This is a genomic window from Pelagibius sp. Alg239-R121 (genome assembly GCF_947331435.1).
GTDB lineage: Bacteria > Pseudomonadota > Alphaproteobacteria > Kiloniellales > Kiloniellaceae > Denitrobaculum.
This window is the reverse complement of the sequence record NZ_CAMZOF010000001.1, coordinates 38,935-57,477: the sequence shown is the minus strand read 5'-3', so window position 1 is coordinate 57,477 and position 18,543 is coordinate 38,935. Positions and strand designations below refer to the sequence as shown.

Here is an 18,543-nt window from a genome sequence, read left to right as displayed (position 1 = left end):
ATCATCGGGTGCCTGCTGTGGCAAGTCAAGGCGTGGAGCGGGGGAGACGGATTTCAAGCCGATTTTTTCGTGATTTGTTGCAGATTCTTTAACGCGATTGCTTTCACGCCCGCCCCCGGCTGTGTTAGACAGGCCCGCGATGTGAGGAAGCTGTGCTAAAACTGTGGTACAGCCTTTGCCTGACGGTCTGCGGGGGGCAAAGATCGGGATGATAATCCCCACTGGTGTGATGGTTCCGGAGTTCGCCACACGATATGTGACGAACTTTGGAGGCTGAATCACACTGGAATCTATAAGTTGGTGTCCTTTCGAACCCGAATTTCAGGTTCAGGACGCGAGATCAAACTGCACCAGACCGCGTTCGGTCGGGGGCAGGATATTTGATCTGAAACGAGAGGGTTGAGCATCTTGCCGGTGCCGGGGACGGCGCAGGATGCTCCGGGTTCATTGGGTCGGGGATCCGGGTTCGCGGTTTGAAGTCCGCACCGGGGTCGTCAGGAAAAGGTCATGCATAACTTTTTGGATTTCGAAAAGCCGATAGCCGAACTCGAAGGCAAGATCGAGGAACTGCGGCATCTCTCGGACAGCGGCGACATGAACATCGCCGAGGAAGTCACCAAGCTGCAGGGCAAGGCCGACCGGCTGCTGCGCCAGACCTATGCCCGCCTGACAGCCTGGCAGAAAAGCCAGGTCGCGCGCCATCCGGACCGGCCGCACTTCCGGCACTACATCGAACAACTGGTCGACGACTTTACGCCGCTGGCGGGCGACCGTGCTTTTGCAGAGGACGCTGCGATCGTCGGCGGCATCGGGCGCTTCCGGGGCTACTCCGTCATGGTGATCGGCCAGGAAAAGGGCTCCGACACCCACGCCCGGGTCAAGCACAACTTCGGCATGGCCCGGCCCGAGGGTTACCGCAAGGCCCAGCGCCTGATGGAGATGGCCGATCGGTTCGGCCTGCCCCTGATCACCCTGGTCGATACGGCCGGTGCCTATCCCGGTATCGGCGCGGAAGAGCGCGGCCAGTCCCAGGCTATTGCCCGCAGTATCGAAGTTTCCTTGGGCATGAAGGTGCCGGTGATTTCCGTGATCATCGGCGAGGGTGGCTCCGGCGGGGCGATTGCGCTCGCCTCCGCCAACTCGGTCATCATGCTGGAACACTCGATCTATTCGGTGATTTCGCCCGAAGGCTGTGCCTCGATCCTGTGGCGCAGCGGCGATCAGGCCAAGGAAGCCGCCGAGGCCTTGAAACTGACGGCGCAGGACCTGAAGAAACTCGGCGTCATTGACGAGGTCGTGGCCGAACCCCTGGGCGGCGCCCACCGGGGTGCCGACACCACCATCACCGCGGTCGGCGATGTGGTCGAACGCCTGCTGGTCGAAATGCGCCGCAAGGACGGCACGGTCTTAAAGCAGCAGCGCCGCGACAAGTTCCTGGGAATGGGCCAGAAAGGGCTTTCCTGACCAGGCAACTCCACTTTATGCGGTTGAGGTTGATTTAGGATAATCCTGGTTCTATCGCGTTTGGTGTTTCTCCGAAAACGCAATCTCAAAATTTACGCCCGAAATCAGCAGCCTGCGGATTGCGGGGCGGCGGATTCTGACGCAAGCCAATCGCAAACCGCTTTGGTGAACAACGATCAGGGACTATGCGGACTGCCTATCCGGCATCCGGGTTCTGAGGCCGGTGTCCTCGAGCGGGCCGATTTCGCAGCCTTCCAGTTCCGCACCGGTGGTGACGGCGTGGCAGAAATTGGCGCCTCGCAGATCGCTGCCGGTCAGATCTGCACCGCGCAGATTGGCGTACTGAAAATCGCAGGCCGCCAGGACCATTCGGGAAAGCCGCACGCCGGATAGATTTGCGTAATTGAACGAGACCGTGGCCAGGTTCCGGCCGGACAGGTCATGACCGGACAAATTCTGTTCGGCGAAGGATGCGCGCTTTCCTTCTTTGCCCTCTGAATCGACCCAGGCCTCATGGCTCTGGATGATGCATTCCAGTTCTTCCCGTGCAAGGGGTTCGCTGGGCGCCGCCGCCGCCAGAATCAGGGCGCTTTCTCCGAGTTCGACGTTCTCAAAAGCCGCCGAACGAAAATCCGCGTCCTGAAGCATGGCGCTGGTGACATCGATGTTCTTCATATCGCTGCCGTGAAAGCGGGAACCTCTCATATCAGCGCCCCTCAGCTTCACGCCATCGAGTTTGGCGCCCGAGAAGTTTACGCTGCGCAGGGAGGCATTCTCGAAGTTGGTTCCGCGCAGTTCGGCCTCGTGAAACGAGGTCTCGATTTCGTCGTAGACCGCGTCACCACTGCTTTCCTGGCCGTGAATAAGCGTCCCTTTGCGGATGTCCGCCTTGTTGAGGCAGGTTTCATGCAATTTGGCATGGTCGAAGACAGCGGCCCTGAGATTGGCGCTTTCGAAGTTTGTCCGCGTGAGGTTCGCGCGCTCGAAGTTCGATCCGTACAAAACCGCCCTGCTGAAACTCGCATCGGTGAGGTTCGCGCGGGAGAAGTTACAGGCAATGAAGTGCGCGTCGGCAAAGCAGGTCGAGGTCAGGTCCAGATTCGCGAGGTCGCATTGCTTCAGGATGATGCGCCTGGCGCATCTTTCGCGCTTGGCAAATCGTTTCTGCGCGGCTGTCAGCCTCGACAGAACTTCGGGGGTAATGCGTCGGTCACTTATGGCGATGTTGTGGTTCGGTCTGAACATGCCGTCCCCAAGTCGTTTCCGGTTCAGTTTACTGCAATGATGGGCTCGAACGGCGTTCGCCCGAGGTTATCTGCCCGAGGCTATCTGCCCGCGGCCATCCGTCCGCACAAAGACCGCGACCATTCCAATCAAGAACGATCATTCAAAATTGATTATCGCTGCTAAAGCTATACAAATCGTTGATGTTGCCAGCGCTTCGTAAAGGCGCGGCAGAGCTTCAGGTTTTCGCGGTCAGGTGCTTGGAATTTTTGCGTTCAGGTGCTGGGAAACTGTGTTGCAAGGCCGGTATCGGGCAGCGTGCCGATGTCGCAGCCGTCCAGCTTGGCGCCGGTCAACACGGCATTGCTGAAATCGGCGCCGCGCAGATCGCTGCCCGATAAATTCGCGTCACGAAGATTGGCATATTCAAAGTTGCAGGCCGCCAGGACCATTCTTGAAAACTGCACGCCGGAGAGATTGGCGTAGTTGAAGGAAACCGTGGCCAGGTTATGGCCAGTCAAATCGTGACCGGCGAGATTCTGTTCGTCGAAGGAAGCGCGTTTGCCTTCTTTGCCGCCTGAATCAACCCAGGTCTCGTGCTGCTGGATGACAGCCTCCAACTCTTCCTCGGTGACCGGTTTGACCTGCGCCGTCGCAGCCAGGATCAGGGCACTTTCCCCGAGGATGACATTCTCGAAGGAGGCCGACCGAAAATCCGCTTCCAGAACCATCGCCTGGGATACATCGACGTTCTTGATTTGCGCGCCATGAAAGCGGGAACCGCTCAGGTCTGCGCCCTTCAGATTGACCCCATCGAGCAGGGCGCTTGAAAAATTTACGCCGCGCAGAGAGGCGTTTTCGAAGTTGGCGCCGGTCAGTGCGGCTTCCCGGAAGGAGGTTTCGATCTCGCGGTAAACCGCGGTGTTGTCCTTCTCCTGGCCGCGAATCAGGGTTCCTTTGCGGATATCCGCCTTATTGAGACGGGTTTCATGCAAGATGGCTTGATCGAAGACCGCGGCTTGCAGGTTCGCAATTTCGAAATTTGTGCGCGTGAGGTTGGTGTTTTCGAACTTCGATCCGAAGAGCACCGTCCGGCTGAAGTCGGCGTCGGTGAGATCGGCGCCCGAGAAGTTACAGGCGATGAAGTGGGCGCCTGCAAAGCAAGACGAGGAGAAATCCAGGTTTACGAGCTCGCATTCCTTCAGGATAATCCGTCCGGCCGCTTTCTGGCCCTTGGCAAAGCGGCGCTGCGCCACCATCAGCTTTTCCAGGGCTTCCATGGTAATGCGGCGATCGTTTATGACGATGTTGTTGCTCTCTCCGAGCATGCCGTCCTACTCCCGCGACCCCTGTCGCGCCGTCCTGAAAATTAGATGCCGTTTTATCCGGTGCTTGATCAATTCTTGCCGAACCTGCGAAGAATGCGAATCAACCTCTCGTAGGTATAGCTAGAGGTCAGTACGCGCCTTTACTTGTTCCCATCAAGATCAGCTCCACTCCAGGCGGCTCAAAATATACCCAAAGTGTGTGGAAATCGTTGCGAAGCCTCTCTGCAATCAACAGCCGCGCAATCACAGACAGAGATTATCCGTTTTCTAAGGCTTTTCACCTTAAGAGGCCGAGGTCCCCAGGCTTTCGTATGATTGCGAATTAATGCGGATTAGGGTTAAAAAGACTGAAGATCGCCGTTTTCGGCGGTTGTGGCTAGTGTTTCGCTCTATTCGGCACAGTTCGAACGGCTTATTTGGGACCGCTCGTGATGGATCACAGGAACGAATTTGGTAGCGACCTGAAATCGTTCGATTCGAATATACGGGATCCGAGGGTTCGGGGCCTGCTGCACTACTGGTTATCGAAACGGGGCGATCGCCGGATCCCCTTGCGCACGGACATCGAGCCCACAGAAATCCCGGAATTGTTGCCTTTTGTCTTTCTGATGGATGTGGACCGCGCGGCCCGGAGATTTAGGGTGCGCCTTGCCGGTACCGCTATCTGCAATGCCTATCATAGAAACATTACCGGCGAGGATTTCGAAAATGTTGTGAGCAGCGACGTCTACAAAATAATTCACAGTGATTTTTGCGATGCTGCCTTCGCTCTCAATATACACCATGTGATAAACAACTTTGATTTTGAGAAAGACAGTCATTTTTACGAAAGAATAGTGTTTCCGACCCTTAACAGTGTAAATGAGGTGGACGTTCTTATTGGTTTGTTCGTGACCACCTTCAAGTCAGAGGGCATGCCGTTTTCTTTGTCGGAAATTCTGAGTACCGCGCGAAGTACATCCCTCCCGCTGAAAACGATTGAACAAACATCTGCGCAATAATCTTTAGACGGCTTTTGCCCAGCCATGCCCGACCCTTGGCCGGGTAGCACGGGTTTATGCTATTTAAAGCGCCGTCCTGGCCAATTGCTTTACTCGAAGATGCCCGTGGGCTCGCCGTCGATACTCTTGACGTTTTTCTCGCGCCAAAAGGCATCGACGCCATCAGTCCCCATTTCATCATACCAAGGCACCAGTTCCGTCTCCGCCCGGGTCCGGACGAGGGCCATCTCCGGGACACCTGTGCCGCAGGAGGTGGTGACAAGATCGATCTTCAGCTTAAAGATATTCCGCGCGCCGGCGTAATCCGGGAACAGACCGTATAGTCTTTCCCATTCATCGTGCCGGGGGTAGATCACTTCAGCTGTTCCGAAAACGCGCAAAATCAGGGCGCTTCCTTCAAACGCGCAGAACATCAAGGTCATCCGCGGTGTCTTGAGAAGATGTGCGGCCGTTTCGTTTCCGCTGCCCGTTACGCTCAGCCAGACGATTTGATTGTCGTCAATGATCTTCAGGGAATCGAGGCCTTTGGGAGAAAGGTTGACCCGTCCTTCCGGCGCAGCTGTGGCAACAAAGAACAGCTTCTGTTTTTCAATGAATTTTTTGAAGCGCTTGTTCAGTCGATTTGTTTGGAATGCCATGAGTTTCCCTCCTTGCTACCGGCTTCAAATCAATCACTTCGAAGCTTCCGCAAACTAGAGTCTGATCGTTATTCACTGTTTCAGTGAAAAGGATGAATGGCACTCTAACCGACACCTCCTGACATGGTTCTGTCAGTAGTCAAGCGGACCGGCTCCGAGGGATTGTTTTTCTCGGCTATGCAGCGGGTTGGTCGTCGCCGACGCGCCTTCACCGATGGCCGGGATCAACCTCGATCGGGATCGGGGAGCCGACAGGCACCACGCGCGGGGCGCCCGGCTCATTCCAGCGCATCAGGGTGATATGCCAAAGGCCCGGCCTGCGGCGCGAAGGATCGATCAATCCGACGTGGCCGGCTTGACGGATCTCATCCGCGGCACGCCAGGACGCCGGCTCCTCGCCGCGTGCCAGGGCGTCCTGCCAGCGCTGACGGGCCAGGGTATAGGTGGAAGCGGCGTCCGGGTGCCTCAGATCGAAGAGATCACACTGCTCGACTTCGTAGCGGATCAGGACACGCGGTGGATCGCCGGGCTTCACGTACTGGCCCATTGCAACTCGTGCACTTATCTCGTCGGGACTCAGGTAGAGCGCGTCCTCACCACGCCGGTTGAAGCGGGCAACGGGCCGCGTCGCCTGACCGCGCGCCAAAAATACATCGGCGTCGCTGGCGAAGGCGATTTTGACAAACATTCCGGCAACTTTGGTCAGCATCAGGCGCTGCTCCACCGTTGTCTTTGGTGTAAGGCTCCCAGAAATACAAAATTTTGTACACAATTGCCCGCGGTTTGGGCTGTCTACAGGACCCCTCTTGTAAATCCCCGTTATGCTGGCTTTGTCGCGGCTGGCATAAGCAGGCCTTGGGGATCGTCATCGGCGCGACCTTCCAGGTCCGGCCTCCATTCAAACTGATCATTCACCCTTGCTGTCCATCGGCTAGGGAGCGGCAGCGCCAAGGGGGGCGCTGGTCCCGGAATCGGGCAAGCTGGCGTTCTTTGATCTCGGATTGGCGGGCTTCGCGTTGGCACGGCGGTACGGCAAGGGACGGCGGCGGGCCTTTATCGATCTGGCGAAATCGGGCAGCGCGTAATCCGCATAAAATTCACCGCTCCTGCAGGGCGAGCCGCACTCCCAGGGCGCAGTAGATCCCGCCGACGACCTTTCCCTGCCAGCGCAGGACGGCGGGATTGCGGCGCAGGAATGCGCCGACATGGCCGGCGAAGATCGCAACCACCACTGTGCTGAAGAGACCCATCAGGACAAAGAGAACGCCGAGAGTGGTAAGCTGCAGGGCCACGGCGCCGTTTCCGGGCTGCACGAACTGTGGCAGGAAGGCCAGAAAAAACAGGGCGGATTTTGGGTTTAGGACTTCGGCAAGAACCGCCTGACGGAACGCCTTTGGCGGTGTAAGCCCGGAGTTGCGATTCTGTTGACCGGTTTGCGGTTTCTCGAGAATCGCGCGGATGCCCAGGTAGATCAGATAACCGGCTCCCAGGTACTTAATCAGGCTGAAAAGCACTGCGGATGTCAGAATAACCGCTGAGATCCCCAGCACTGCCATCGCCGTGTGCACCAGATCCCCGGCGGCAATGCCCAGACCGGTCGCAAGCCCTACCCTCGTCCCCGAACTGCTGGCCCGCGCCAGTGTCAGCAGGACCGCCGGTCCCGGGATGAAAACGAAGCCCAGGAGCACGATAAGATAGGTGATGAGTGTTGTTTGGTCGATCAAGCTGCTGACTCCAGTTGTGGTGTTCTCGCAGGGGGCAATACCAGCTATTGGTCTGATATTTTTCCTGGAAAGGTAAAGCTGATAATTGTGCCGGCTTGATCTTTAGGGACTTCGGCATGAATTTTACCGCCCCGGGCGTTGACCAGGCGCTTAATGCCGAGCAACCCAAAACCGCTTTCCGTGCGGAATGTGCCGCTGCTCAAGAAGGCAAGCGACGGGTCATCGAAACCTCGCCCATTGTCACGAACCGTAAACTCCAGACAGTCGTCGCCTGCCGCGGCAACGCAAATGCGTACATCGACGCAACCTCGTCCTGAATGCTTGACCGCATTATCGATAAGGTTGCGAAGAATAATTTGAAGGGCGACATCATCGGAGATCAAGCGCGCCGCCGATGATACCAGGCGATGTTCCTCCTGCGGATCAAGTACGGTAAATATGTTTGCACAGAGCTCGCCAAAATCGAACTCGACCTGCCTGATCTCAGCATTTACCGCTCTTGCGTAGGACAAAACTTCGGAGATCAGTGTTGTCGCCTTGATACTCACCGTCTCGAGCAGTTCGATGAGTTCCAGCTTCCCGTCGCCATGATCTTCAAAGCCGTCCCGCAGCATGTAGGCAATTTCCTGCACGTTCAGCATCGGTGTACGCAGATCATGCGCCGCCATGGCGACGAACTGTTCCATTTCGCTTGTGAGGGCCTTCACCTCCGCGGCCGCCAGAATTCGGGCCGTCTGCTGTTGGCGTTCCGATGAAAGGTCGATCGAGGAGCCGATGAGCCGATGCACTTTACCCTCCGCGTTTCTCAGGGGCATCAGCGTGGTTTTGACGACTCGGTCATCGAAAGACAGCGGTAGTACGATTTCGTAGCTGGCCGGCATCCCCGATTCGGCGACAGCGGCATGCCGGTCATAGGCCGCCCGCCCCAAGCGTCCCGGATAGATTTCGCGCGCGGTTTTCCCGATGACTTGCTCTTTACTAAAACCGCTTCGCTCCACAGCGGCCTGATTCCAGGCGATATAGGTCAACCAGCGCGACGGCTGCAGATCCAGAACGAAAACCGGGTTTCCGATGCTGTCTAAGAGATCAAGCTCACTCTGTTCCATGAACAACTTCGATCCCGTGGCTAGGTCGAACACTATATCAGATAGTGTGGCATCCTGAGAAAAAGATGGTGCGGTTTTGGTCGGCTCAAGTCAGGGTGGTTCGTAAAATAATGCCGTCTGATGGTATCATGGCCTAGGCATCTTCATGCTCAGATCTTCCCAGGGTTGGATGGGTTGTCACCGCCGAGCCACTCATCGCACTCGCCAAATCCCTGCCTCTCCAGCTAAACTGATTGAGAAGCGTCAAACCGGCAACTGTCGTGCTGGGAATCAAACTTTGAGGAGACTGCAATGCCGGAAAACCTGTCTGGAAATCAGATAGAGTTGCGCGCCCGGGCACGCGCCTTGGCGCAGGAGGTTATTGCACAGCGCGCCGCAGCCATAGACCGCGAAGAAACCTATCCCTGGGACAACGTCCGCGCCCTGAATGAGGCGGGTTTCTTCGGTATGACCATCCCAGAAGAGCACGGGGGCGCCGGTTTGAGTTATCTTGATGCGACCTTGGTGATCGAGGAGATGGCCAAAGTCTGCGGCGTCACCGGGCGCATCGCGGTCGAGGCCAATATGGGCGCTATCGGCGCAATCATGGCGTACGGCACCCAGGCGCAAAAATCCCTCGCTGCCAACATCGTGCTCAGTGGCGACAAGCCGGCCATCTGCATCACCGAGCCGACCGCCGGCAGCGCCGCAACAGAGATGATCACCCGTGCCGACCGTAAGGGCGATTACTACATCATAAATGGTGGCAAGCACTGGATCACGGGTGGTGGCGTCTCGCGCCTGCATCTGGTCTTTGCCCGCGTCTTCGACGGCGCGGCCGAACAGGGAATCGGTGGCTTCATCGTGGTGCGTGATGAGGTGCCTGATCTTGAGGTGGGGCAGCCGGAGGCCGGTTTGATCGTCGGCCGCCGCGAACCCACCATGGGTCTGCGTGGTATTCCCGAGACCGAAATCCTTTTCAAAGATCTTGCGGTTCATAAGGACATGCTGCTGATGCCGCCGCAGGGCCTGCGGCGGGGCTTCGGCGCGCTCATGACCGCTTACAATGCCCAGCGCGTCGGCGCAGGCACGGTGGCGCTTGGTCTGGCGGCGGGCGCCTACGAAAAAGCCCTTGACTACAGCAAGAGTCGTGAGCAGTTCGGTCGTCCGATTTGCGAATTTCAGGGCCTGCAGTGGATGCTGGCCGATATGTCGATCCAGGTCGATGCCGCCCGTGCCCTGCTGCACAAAGCCGCAGCGGGCGAGGGGTTTCCCGATGTGCTGGAGGCAGCGCAGGCCAAGGTCTTTGCGTCCGAGATGGCGATTAAAGTGACCAGCGATGCCCTGCAGGTTTTCGGCGCAGCGGGTTATTCGCGCAACAATCCCATGGAGCGCATGATGCGCGACGCGCGCATGTTCACCATTGGCGGTGGTACGGCCCAGATTCTGCGCACGGTCATCGCCTCGTCTATCCTGGGCCGCAAGCTGCCTCAAAGCCGCGACGGCTATCTGAACCTGCCGCGGTAACAGCCCCATCCAGTCCCTTTTTCCCTGATTTGCCGACCCAATTCCAGGAGTCTTCCATGACCACGGCCGCTGACATTCTCGCTCAGGCACTTTACGACGCGGGTTGCCGCCACGCCTTTGGCATTCCCGGTGGCGAGGTCCTGACCGTGATGCACGCTTTATCGGACGCCGGTCTGGATTTCACGCTGACCAAGCACGAAAATTCCGCGGGCTTCATGGCTGAGGGCAGCTATCACGCAAGCGGCGCGCCGGGTGTCCTGATTGCGACTTTGGGCCCGGGTGTCGCCAACGCCGTGAACGTGATTGCCAATGCCGAGCAGGATCGGGTGCCGCTGATCTTCCTGACCGGTTGCGTGGATGAAGCCACCGCTGCCGGTTACACACACCAGGTCTTCGATCACCGCGCGCTTCTGGATCCGATTACGAAGGCCAGCTTCACCCTGACCGATGGCGCCGTTGAGACAATCGTCGCCAAGGCTCTGACAATTGCGATGGAAGGACGGCCGGGCCCGGTGCACATCGATGTGCCGATGTCCGTCGCCGGCGCCGATCAGCCGGAGCCGCGCAAGATCGTCCCGGTTCACTACGCCCCGGCAGCGCCCGCGCCCGGACCCGACCTGGAGAAGGCCTGCGATCTCTTTGCTTCTGCCGAACGGCCGCTTTTGCTGGCCGGGCTGGAGGTTCTCGCGCAAGGCGGTGAAGAAGGCGTTGCCGACTTTGCCCGGGAACACCGGATCCCTGTGATCACCACCTACAAAGCCAAGGGTATTTTGCCGGAAGGCGATCCTCTATCGCTCGGTGGCGCCGGCCTCTCGCCGCTCGCCGATGAGCATCTGCTGCCGCTTGTGGCGCAGGCCGATCTGATTCTGCTGGCCGGTTACGATCCGATCGAAATGCGCCAGAACTGGTGTCGCCCCTGGGACCCGGAAAAAGTCCCCGTGATCGAGGTCACCGCCGCGCCCAATCATCACGGCATGCACGATGCGTCCGTGACATTTGTCGGTCATATCGTTTCCGGATTGCAGGCCATCGGTGGCCATTCCGGGGCATCTAAAGCAGAGCATTGGTCCGGCGGCGAGGCGGCGGCCGTACGCGAATCCCTTCGCGCGGCCTTTCGCACCAACGAGGACTGGGGACCCGGTGCCGCCATCGAGGAAGTGCGTCGACTCCTGCCCGCAGATGGAGTCGCAACGGCCGACAGCGGCGCCCATCGTATCCTGCTTAGCCAGCTCTGGGATTGTCCGCAGCCCCGTGGTTTGCTTCAGTCCAGCGGCCTCTGCACGATGGGTTGTGCTTTGCCGATTGCCATGGGGTTCAAACTCGCCGCGCCGGAACGCCCGGTCGTGGCCTTTACCGGAGACGCCGGCCTGGAAATGATCCTGGGCGAGCTGACGACCCTGCGCGATCTGAAACTGCCGCTGGTCGTCGTGGTCTTCGTCGACCGTTCGCTTGCCCTCATCGAATTGAAGCAGCGTGGTCAGGGCCTGCGCAATCTGGCCGTCGACTTCGGCGGCACCGACTTCCCGGCCCTGGCTGAAGCTCTCGGTGGGCGTGGCATTGCGGTTGATAACCGTGCCGACATGGCCGTTGCGGTGGAATCCGGACTGGCGTCGAAAGAGGGGTTCACCCTCATCGCCGCCGAAATAGGCGAACGCGCCTACGACGGACGATTCTGATTATAGAGCCAGCTCGACGCGCTCGCTCCCCGTGTCGTCTTTGGCCGGCACGGCACAGCAAATCAGCACTTCGTTTTCAGCGACCGACGCCGACGGTATGCTGCGGTAGGCGACTGATCCGGCATTGAGCTTTGTTGCGCAGGTCCCGCAGGTGCCGTTCCGGCAGCCGTAATCGGGGCTCAGGCCGTGTGCTTCTGCCAGTTCCAGAAGTGTCCCGGCCTCCGGGCTCCAGCGCTGTTCGAAATCCGAGTCTGCGAAGGCGACCAAAGCATTCTCCGCTTCCTCGCCCTTCGGTATTTCCGCGATCGTCGTGCCTTCGTCCGGGCGCCTGACCAGTGAAGCCGGTCCGAAGGCTTCCGCAGCGATCCGCGCATCGCGAACCCCAAGACCGCGCAGTGTATCGTAAAGACCCTGCATGAATGTTGACGGTCCGCAGAGGAAGAAGTCGTAGTCGTCAAGCGGCAGGATCTCTCGGAGGACGTCGGCCGTGATGCGTCCTTGGCCATGGAAGTCCCGGCCCGGACGCTCGTCCTTTGCCGGGCGGCTGATCAGCGAAAAGCTGCGGACCAGGCCGCCGCTGGCTTCCGACAGCCTGCTGGCCTCTTCGAAGAATGCACGCTGCGTCGTGGTCTGCGCCGAATGGATCAAGGTGATGGGCCGCAGATGCCGCGTTCGAAGACCTTCGTGGACCGCGTGTTGCGCCATGGAGATCATCGGTGTGATTCCAACGCCGCCGGCCAGCAGAACGGCGGGGCGCTTCTCTGCGGCATCGAAGGTGAAGTCTCCACGCGGTGCCCTGGCTTCGATTTTGTCGCCGATGGTGATTCTATCGTGCAGGAAGTTTGAGACCAGGCCTTCGGGATGTTCGTCCGAACGCCCGGGCTCTCGCTTAACCGAGATGCGGTAGAACTTATCGGAAGGCGCCGAGGAGAGGGTGTAAGTTCGGCCCACCGGCTTTTCCTGGCCTTCGGGCGTGACGCGGATCGTCAGGTATTGCCCGGCCTCGAAGCCGAGCAGACCGTCGCCGTCAATCGGTTCCAGGTAAAACGACCGAATGACTTCACTTTCGTCTTCAATCCGTGTGACCCGGTAGTCGCGCCAGGCGTTCCGTTTGGCTTCGGCGGCAAGGGTGGCTTCGGCTTCCTGCCAGTTCCCCGTGATCAGACTGTTCGGTGAATACTCTCCGAAGCGCCAGCGCAGCGGAAGGGCATCTCTGGCGCGGACGCCACGCGTGACCTTAAAGCGCCAGGCCCGCTCGGCGCCCTGGAAGGCCTCTACTTCGGGCCCGTCCCAGATGATCTCGACCTCTCCGGTCAACATCAGCAGATCACCGTTTTCGAAATCGATAAATGTCAGTCCCGCCTTGGGATTCAGCAAAAAATTTCCCAGTGTGTTGTAGTGCGAATTGCCGCTGTAATCCGGGATGGTCAGGACGTCGTCATTGGGCCCCTGTTCGACTTTAACGAAGCCCGGCCGGCCGCCGCGGTGGGAGACATCGGCGCCTTCACGGCGCTGGTCTTCACCCGCCTCGTATGAACTGGCGACGAAAAAGGCATCGGCCGATGTGATCATCGTGCGGGCTTCTTCATCCAGCCGCTTGATTTGCGTGACGGCGCCGGCGGCTCCCTCTTGCTTTGGGTCGCGGGTGAAGGAAAGGCTGCGGGTCTGAATATATTGCGGACAGTTGCCAAAGGACTGGTCCACGGTCAGAGCAATAATTCCATTGGCAACCGAATCCACCCGCAGGTTTAACCGGTTGCGCCTGCGGTCTGCGAAATCAAGACCGAGCAGGCCCAGGGATGTACCCGGTACCAGGGCTTCCGTTAAGGGATCACCGGTCACCGGTTTTGCGTCAATTTGAAGCTGTCGCTTATCCGGGCTGACCATAAAGCCTGGCTCGCCGGCAAGAAGCGACGCCCAGGGCTGACCCTGTGAATCCACACTGCCCACGGCGACGAAGGGCAGCTGTGCAAAGAAGGCGCGATGCTGATCGGGCATGAAGTCCCGCACGACGCGGCGGCCGAAGCTTTCCATGACGTCGCGTACACCGACCCGTTCCTGGACCTCTTGTTCGCCGGCATGAAAAGGAGAGGCTGCATGGGCCCAGCCGTCATGAGTCTGCTGTATTTTCACGGACATCGGTGCCTCCAAAAAAATTGGGGCGCGGTTACATCTGCGCCGCGGCGTGGGGACCAAACGTGTTAAGCAGCGAGGCTGGCTTTGCTTGCCTGCATCGGAACAAAGCCCTTGAGATTCTGCACGCGGCTTAGCCAGGACCGGATGTTTGGGTAGGGCTCAAGGGAGATGCCGCCCTCCGGCGCATGGGCAGTGTAGCTGTATATCGCCACATCGGCGATGGTTGGGTTGTTGCCGACCAGCCAGTCTCTGCCGTCGAGATGAGCGTCCAATCGCTGGAAGGCCCAGGCGGCAGTGGCTTTTGCCGTCTCTGCGTGCCGGTCGGCACCGAAAACGTTGATCAGGCGCGCGGCTGCGGGGCCGTAACTGATCTGCCCTGCGGCAAGCGACAGAAAACGCTGAACCTCGCCGGCTTCCTCGGCGTCCTCGGGTAACCAGGTCGGAGCATATTTCTTGGCGAGGTAGGTGAGGATGGCGTTGGCGTCCGCCAAAGTGACTCGACCGTCTTCGATCACCGGGACCTGCCCGAAAGGATTCAGGCTCAAGAACGGCTCTTTGGTGTGCTCGCCGGCGAGCAGATCGACATCGACAAGCTCGTGGACGATACCGGCGAGGCTGACGAAGAGTTCCACGCGATGGGAATGGCCGGACAGGGCGTGACGGTGGATACGGATGGCGTTCGACATGATTGGGTTCCTTCTAATCTCTGCTTGGCCTAATAGAGCGGCGATCACAGGGCCGCCCTTACAGCTTGAGATTTAGAGGAAAGCCATTCAGAAGATAATACGCAGTTTTATGGAATGATTATGAACAATTTGTAGATAAATGGTGGAGCTATCCTCTGCTCTGCCTAAGTTCTTTTGCCAGATAGTCCACCAAAGCACGGACCCGCGCCGTTAAGTGCCGGTTGTGGGGATAGATGGCGTGGATCCCGAAATCGAAGGCCTCATACTCCACGAAGAGAAGCTCAAGTTGCCCCGCCTCAACAAAGCTTTGCACCGCGTAATGCGGACAGAGTGCAATTCCAAGGCCGGCAGCAGCCATCTCTGCGGTCGCCCGTGGCGTATTGACGTGAAACCGCCCTTTGACGGTAACGCTGGTGGCTGTGCCGTCGATCCTGAAGGGCCAGTTCGGCGCGACCCGGAAGTTGGTGTCGATGATGCAGTCGTGGGTGGCCAGGGCGGCCGGATGATCGGGTCGACCCTTTTTGTCGAGGTAATCGGGTGCTGCGCAGATCACCACCCGCATGGGGGCAAGTTTGCGCGCGATCATGGTCGAGTCGGTCAGGGAGGAGATTCGGAGACCCAGGTCAAAGCCTTCGTCTACCAGCGAAACATGGCGGTTGGTCAGTTCCAGGTCGATGGAGATCTCCGGTTCCTGCTTCAGGAAACCTGCTAACAGGCGAGTCAGATCCCGCTCGCCAAAACTGGTAGGGGCGGTCATGCGGATCTTGCCGCGCGGTTTGCGATGCCGGTCCTGAACCGCGGCTTCGACCTCGTCGAAAGCATCGAGGAGGCTGAGGCACCGCTCGTAATAGACGCGGCCCACGTCTGTCAGCGCAACGCTGCGGGTGGTTCGGTTGAGCAATTGGACACCCAGACGCTCCTCCAGCTGGCGGACGTATTTGCTCACCAGTTTGGTGGAAAGCCCCAAGCGCTTGCCGCCGCCGGTAAAAGAGCCCTCGGCCGCAACGGCCGCAAAGCTCCGCATCCCTTCAATCGTATCCATCCATCGTCGCCAAAATGGAGAAAATAGCGCGATAGAGTGATTGATTATGACCGAAAAGGTCAAGGCCGCTGGACGTTTCAGCGGCCTTGTCAGGGTATCCGTTCAGTGCGGTGTGTCTTACTCGGCTGCGTCCCGGCGGGGCAAACGCCAATTTGGCCGCGGGAAGTGGCAGGTATAGCCGCCTGGATGGTTCTGCAAATAGTCCTGGTGGGCCTGCTCTGCTTCCCAGAACTCCATCACAGGAACCACCTCGGTCACGACGGCACCCGGCCAGAGTCCCGAGGCTTCGACATCGGCGATGGTGTCGCGCGCGACCTGTGCCTGCTCTTCGGTCGCATAGAAGATGGCCGACCGGTATTGGCTGCCCCGGTCGTTCCCCTGGCGGTTTTCTGTGGTGGGGTCATGTATCTGGAAAAACAGCTCCAGGATGTCGCGGTAACTGGTCCGCTCCGGATCGAAGCTGATTTCGATGCTTTCCGCATGGCCCGTCGTGCCGGTGCAGATATCTCTGTATTGCGGCGAAGAGGTTTTCCCGCCGGTGTAGCCAACGCGTGTGCTTTCCACGCCGGGAAGCTTGCGTATCAGCTCCTGCATACCCCAGAAGCATCCGCCGGCAAGCGTTGCTGTTTCCGTCATTTTCCATCCCTCCTCGTATCGAATGCGCTTTCACCAACTGAAGCGGAGGCTGAGCTGCGCGACCCTACGACATTGATGCAGTCAAACATGTAGGACGATGTTAAGCGAATTGACAGAGGCTCCGCATCACTCTTGCGTTAGGAAATCGTGCTTTTCGTGCAGATCTCATGATCTTCCGCCCATCCTGTTGGCAGCGCAGACAGTGCAGGAAGGGTGATGGAAGGTGAATTAGGCGGCAACGCTGTGCAGGAGATCCGATCGAATGACCGACCATTGCTGGGCTCGAAATTCCATCCAGGATTTACTGTTCCCGCCGATGATATCAAGGCTTCCGGTCACAAAGGACACCTTATCCTTGCAGTCGCCGTCTGCCAGCGGCAGGTGCAGGACCTCCATCACGACGTAAAGTCCGTCCGGTGAGGCCACTCTTTCCTCGGTCACCAGAGGCACGGCCTCTTCGTAGACCTTCCGATAGACCTGTTTGACCGCGCGATAGTCGGTTCCAAAGGTTTCAGCAGTGATCGTCTTGCCGCTGTGATGCTGTCCCGCCCGTTCCACGATGTAGGTTCCCTGCAGGCGGATGAGGACTTCGAAGGGATCTGGAGAAATTTGACAGAGAAAGACGTGCGGCAGGATCTCCCGTGGCATGTCGATCGGGCAGTAGGCCGGCCGGGTCGGCATTGTCTCTGGTGCCGTGATCAGACTTTGCCAGTAGGACAAAAGCTTTGCGTTTATCTCGGATTTCAGAGGGGTCGCGAATGCCATCTCAGCCAAATCGATCTTCTCGAATCGGAATTCTTATTGCGGGTGGGCATGAACCTACCGCCAATTTATTAGCAAAAGATGGCTGACTGCGAGAGATGGCTGACTGCTGGAACTTGTTGACTGCGCGTCCGCCTGTCCGGTTCGTTCTGCCCGGGTGGAAGTGGGCTGATACAGGTTATGTCTCCGCACCCTAGCCTTCACCCAGTTGAACGTCCTTGAACAGGACCTCCCGGTCACGGGTGAAATTGGCCAGGATCGGCAGCATTGCAGCGCCTATTGCGCGGGCATCGGTCCCGACCCCGCCAGCCACGACACTGACCGGCACCAGGCCCTGGCGGTCCTGCTTCTCGAACGCTGCATTGACTTCCGCAACAATGCGTTCCCGAATGCCTGGAGGTACCGCAGCGTCGATGTGGATGCTCTGAAAATCTATCACCGATGTCGCGGCGGCGATGGCCTGGGCGATCGCATCTGCGGCGATGGCAAGCCAGCGCCCCAGCGTGTCCTCGATTGCGTCCCAGTTGCCGTCGGGCGACCAGATGATCGCCGGGTCGTGCCCGTCTTCGATCAGCATTTCTTCGAGCAGATAGAGCGAGGCGCGCTTGATCAGTTGAACCGGCCCGTCCGGCGAGGTCACAGGCATGGAGCCCAGGGCGCCGGCATTGCCGGTCCGGCCCGGAAAGAGCGAGCCGCTCAGCACCAGCCCGCCGCCGATGAACCAGCCGATAAAGAAGTAGAGAAAGTCGAGGTTCTGCAGATTGTCGGCCTGCGAAATTTCGGCTGCGCAGGCGGCCGAGGCGTCGTTGGAGGTGATCACCGGAAGGCCGCTCGCCGCCGCCATTTCCGTCCTGATATCGAAGTTGCGCCACTGGTCCAGAATATCGGCCGGGCCGGCGATCTGGTCTTTCCAGTTCCAGATTTCAAAGGGCATCGCGATGCCCAGGCCGACGACCCGTCTGTGGAGATGCTCCGGCAAACTATCCAGCATTTCCGCCATATGCCGCTGTGCGAATTCCAGGACCGAGGCCGGTGTGGGATAGGGATAGGATCTGCTGGCACGCCCCCGGACCACGCCGTTGAAGTCGCAGAGCACCAGCTCTGCGCTCCGCCTGCCGATCTTCAGCCCGAAGGAAAAGACCGCTTCGGGGTTGAGAGAGAAGGGGACCGACGGCTGCCCGACTCTGCCGCGGGTCGGTGTCGTTCTCATGACCAATTCGTCTGCTTCGAGACTTTTGACAATGAGCGTGATGGTCTGGGCCGAGAGACCCGTCATGCGCGCCAGTTCGGCCTTCGCCAGCCGGCCGTTGCGCCGGATCAGCGACAGGACCAGCCGTTCGTTATAGGCGCGCGCCCCGGTCTGGTTGGTACCGCCGCCCAGTTTCGCGGCACGCTGCAAGCCTGTTCCGGCTGATTCAGGGTTTTTCGATGCTTCCTCAAGCGTCATTCGGAGCTATCCATCATTCCATACGCGGGGATGCAGCTTGCGCAAGAATGTGGATCTTGCAGGAGGCTGTCAATAAATAAATCAAATTGATTTATTTATTGACAGCCCTGGGGTGTTCGGTAACTCTATAGATACGGGTGTTTGTCCGCGGACGGGCCTGAGGCTCG

Annotated in this window: 16 protein-coding genes; 4 read left to right on the top strand and 12 right to left on the bottom strand. The window is 58.9% G+C overall.

The features are described from left to right. Positions 1 to 507 precede the first annotated feature (507 nt). Positions 508 to 1,464 carry an acetyl-CoA carboxylase carboxyltransferase subunit alpha gene (locus QMZ18_RS00225; RefSeq protein ID WP_282604212.1) on the top strand — a complete coding sequence of 319 codons (957 nt, stop codon included), beginning with the start codon at positions 508 to 510 and terminating at the stop codon, positions 1,462 to 1,464. Between the two features lie 183 nt (positions 1,465 to 1,647). On the opposite strand, the gene QMZ18_RS00220 is transcribed toward QMZ18_RS00225, so the two are convergent. Beyond that, positions 1,648 to 2,709, bottom strand: a complete 1,062-nt coding sequence (locus QMZ18_RS00220) for a pentapeptide repeat-containing protein (RefSeq protein WP_282604211.1) — start codon at positions 2,707 to 2,709, stop codon at positions 1,648 to 1,650. A 254-nt stretch (positions 2,710 to 2,963) separates the two neighbouring features. After that, entirely contained in the window at positions 2,964 to 4,016 is a 1,053-nt protein-coding gene (locus QMZ18_RS00215) for a pentapeptide repeat-containing protein (RefSeq protein WP_282604210.1), read from the bottom strand. A 431-nt stretch (positions 4,017 to 4,447) separates the two neighbouring features. Here QMZ18_RS00215 and QMZ18_RS00210 point away from each other — a divergent pair, with 431 nt between their 5' ends. After that, complete coding sequence (locus tag QMZ18_RS00210) at positions 4,448 to 5,017, top strand: PAS domain-containing protein (protein WP_282604209.1); 570 nt, start codon at positions 4,448 to 4,450, stop codon at positions 5,015 to 5,017. 89 nt (positions 5,018 to 5,106) lie between these two features. Here QMZ18_RS00210 and QMZ18_RS00205 read toward each other — a convergent pair whose 3' ends face one another. From QMZ18_RS00205 to QMZ18_RS00190, 4 genes are all read right to left on the bottom strand, one after another. Then, complete coding sequence (locus QMZ18_RS00205) at positions 5,107 to 5,655, bottom strand: pyridoxamine 5'-phosphate oxidase family protein (protein WP_282604208.1); 549 nt, start codon at positions 5,653 to 5,655, stop codon at positions 5,107 to 5,109. 208 nt (positions 5,656 to 5,863) lie between these two features. Beyond that, positions 5,864 to 6,364, bottom strand: a complete 501-nt coding sequence (locus QMZ18_RS00200) for an RES family NAD+ phosphorylase (RefSeq protein ID WP_282604207.1) — start codon at positions 6,362 to 6,364, stop codon at positions 5,864 to 5,866. A 388-nt stretch (positions 6,365 to 6,752) separates the two neighbouring features. Continuing rightward, a complete protein-coding gene (locus QMZ18_RS00195) occupies positions 6,753 to 7,379 on the bottom strand; it encodes a LysE family translocator (protein ID WP_282604206.1) in 627 nt (208 codons plus the stop codon). Positions 7,380 to 7,423: 44 nt separating this feature from the next. Continuing rightward, positions 7,424 to 8,485, bottom strand: a complete 1,062-nt coding sequence (locus QMZ18_RS00190) for a PAS domain-containing sensor histidine kinase (RefSeq protein ID WP_282604205.1) — start codon at positions 8,483 to 8,485, stop codon at positions 7,424 to 7,426. Positions 8,486 to 8,776: 291 nt separating this feature from the next. Here QMZ18_RS00190 and acdA point away from each other — a divergent pair, with 291 nt between their 5' ends. Both acdA and QMZ18_RS00180 read left to right on the top strand, forming a co-directional pair. Continuing rightward, positions 8,777 to 9,991, top strand: coding sequence for a 3-sulfinopropanoyl-CoA desulfinase (gene acdA / locus QMZ18_RS00185; protein ID WP_282604204.1), 1,215 nt, complete (start codon positions 8,777 to 8,779; stop codon positions 9,989 to 9,991). Between the two features lie 56 nt (positions 9,992 to 10,047). Further along, positions 10,048 to 11,667 carry a thiamine pyrophosphate-binding protein gene (locus QMZ18_RS00180; RefSeq protein ID WP_282604203.1) on the top strand — a complete coding sequence of 540 codons (1,620 nt, stop codon included), beginning with the start codon at positions 10,048 to 10,050 and terminating at the stop codon, positions 11,665 to 11,667. On the opposite strand, the gene QMZ18_RS00175 is transcribed toward QMZ18_RS00180, so the two are convergent. The 6 genes from QMZ18_RS00175 to QMZ18_RS00150 all read right to left on the bottom strand — a co-directional run bounded on the left by QMZ18_RS00175 (position 11,668) and on the right by QMZ18_RS00150 (position 18,376). Continuing rightward, positions 11,668 to 13,806 carry a pyridoxamine 5'-phosphate oxidase family protein gene (locus QMZ18_RS00175; RefSeq protein ID WP_282604202.1) on the bottom strand — a complete coding sequence of 713 codons (2,139 nt, stop codon included), beginning with the start codon at positions 13,804 to 13,806 and terminating at the stop codon, positions 11,668 to 11,670. 62 nt (positions 13,807 to 13,868) lie between these two features. Then, on the bottom strand, positions 13,869 to 14,489 hold the full coding sequence (locus QMZ18_RS00170) for a glutathione S-transferase (protein ID WP_282604201.1): 621 nt from the start codon (positions 14,487 to 14,489) through the stop codon (positions 13,869 to 13,871). Between the two features lie 148 nt (positions 14,490 to 14,637). Continuing rightward, the gene (locus QMZ18_RS00165) at positions 14,638 to 15,531 is read right to left on the bottom strand and encodes a LysR family transcriptional regulator (RefSeq protein WP_282604200.1); all 894 of its coding nucleotides are present in this window, start codon (positions 15,529 to 15,531) and stop codon (positions 14,638 to 14,640) included. 117 nt (positions 15,532 to 15,648) lie between these two features. Next, on the bottom strand, positions 15,649 to 16,167 hold the full coding sequence (gene msrA, locus QMZ18_RS00160) for a peptide-methionine (S)-S-oxide reductase MsrA (RefSeq protein WP_282604199.1): 519 nt from the start codon (positions 16,165 to 16,167) through the stop codon (positions 15,649 to 15,651). Between the two features lie 228 nt (positions 16,168 to 16,395). After that, complete coding sequence (locus QMZ18_RS00155) at positions 16,396 to 16,932, bottom strand: PAS domain-containing protein (protein WP_282605567.1); 537 nt, start codon at positions 16,930 to 16,932, stop codon at positions 16,396 to 16,398. A 190-nt stretch (positions 16,933 to 17,122) separates the two neighbouring features. Beyond that, a complete protein-coding gene (locus QMZ18_RS00150) occupies positions 17,123 to 18,376 on the bottom strand; it encodes an ROK family transcriptional regulator (RefSeq protein ID WP_282604198.1) in 1,254 nt (417 codons plus the stop codon). Between the last annotated feature and the right edge of the window lie 167 nt (positions 18,377 to 18,543).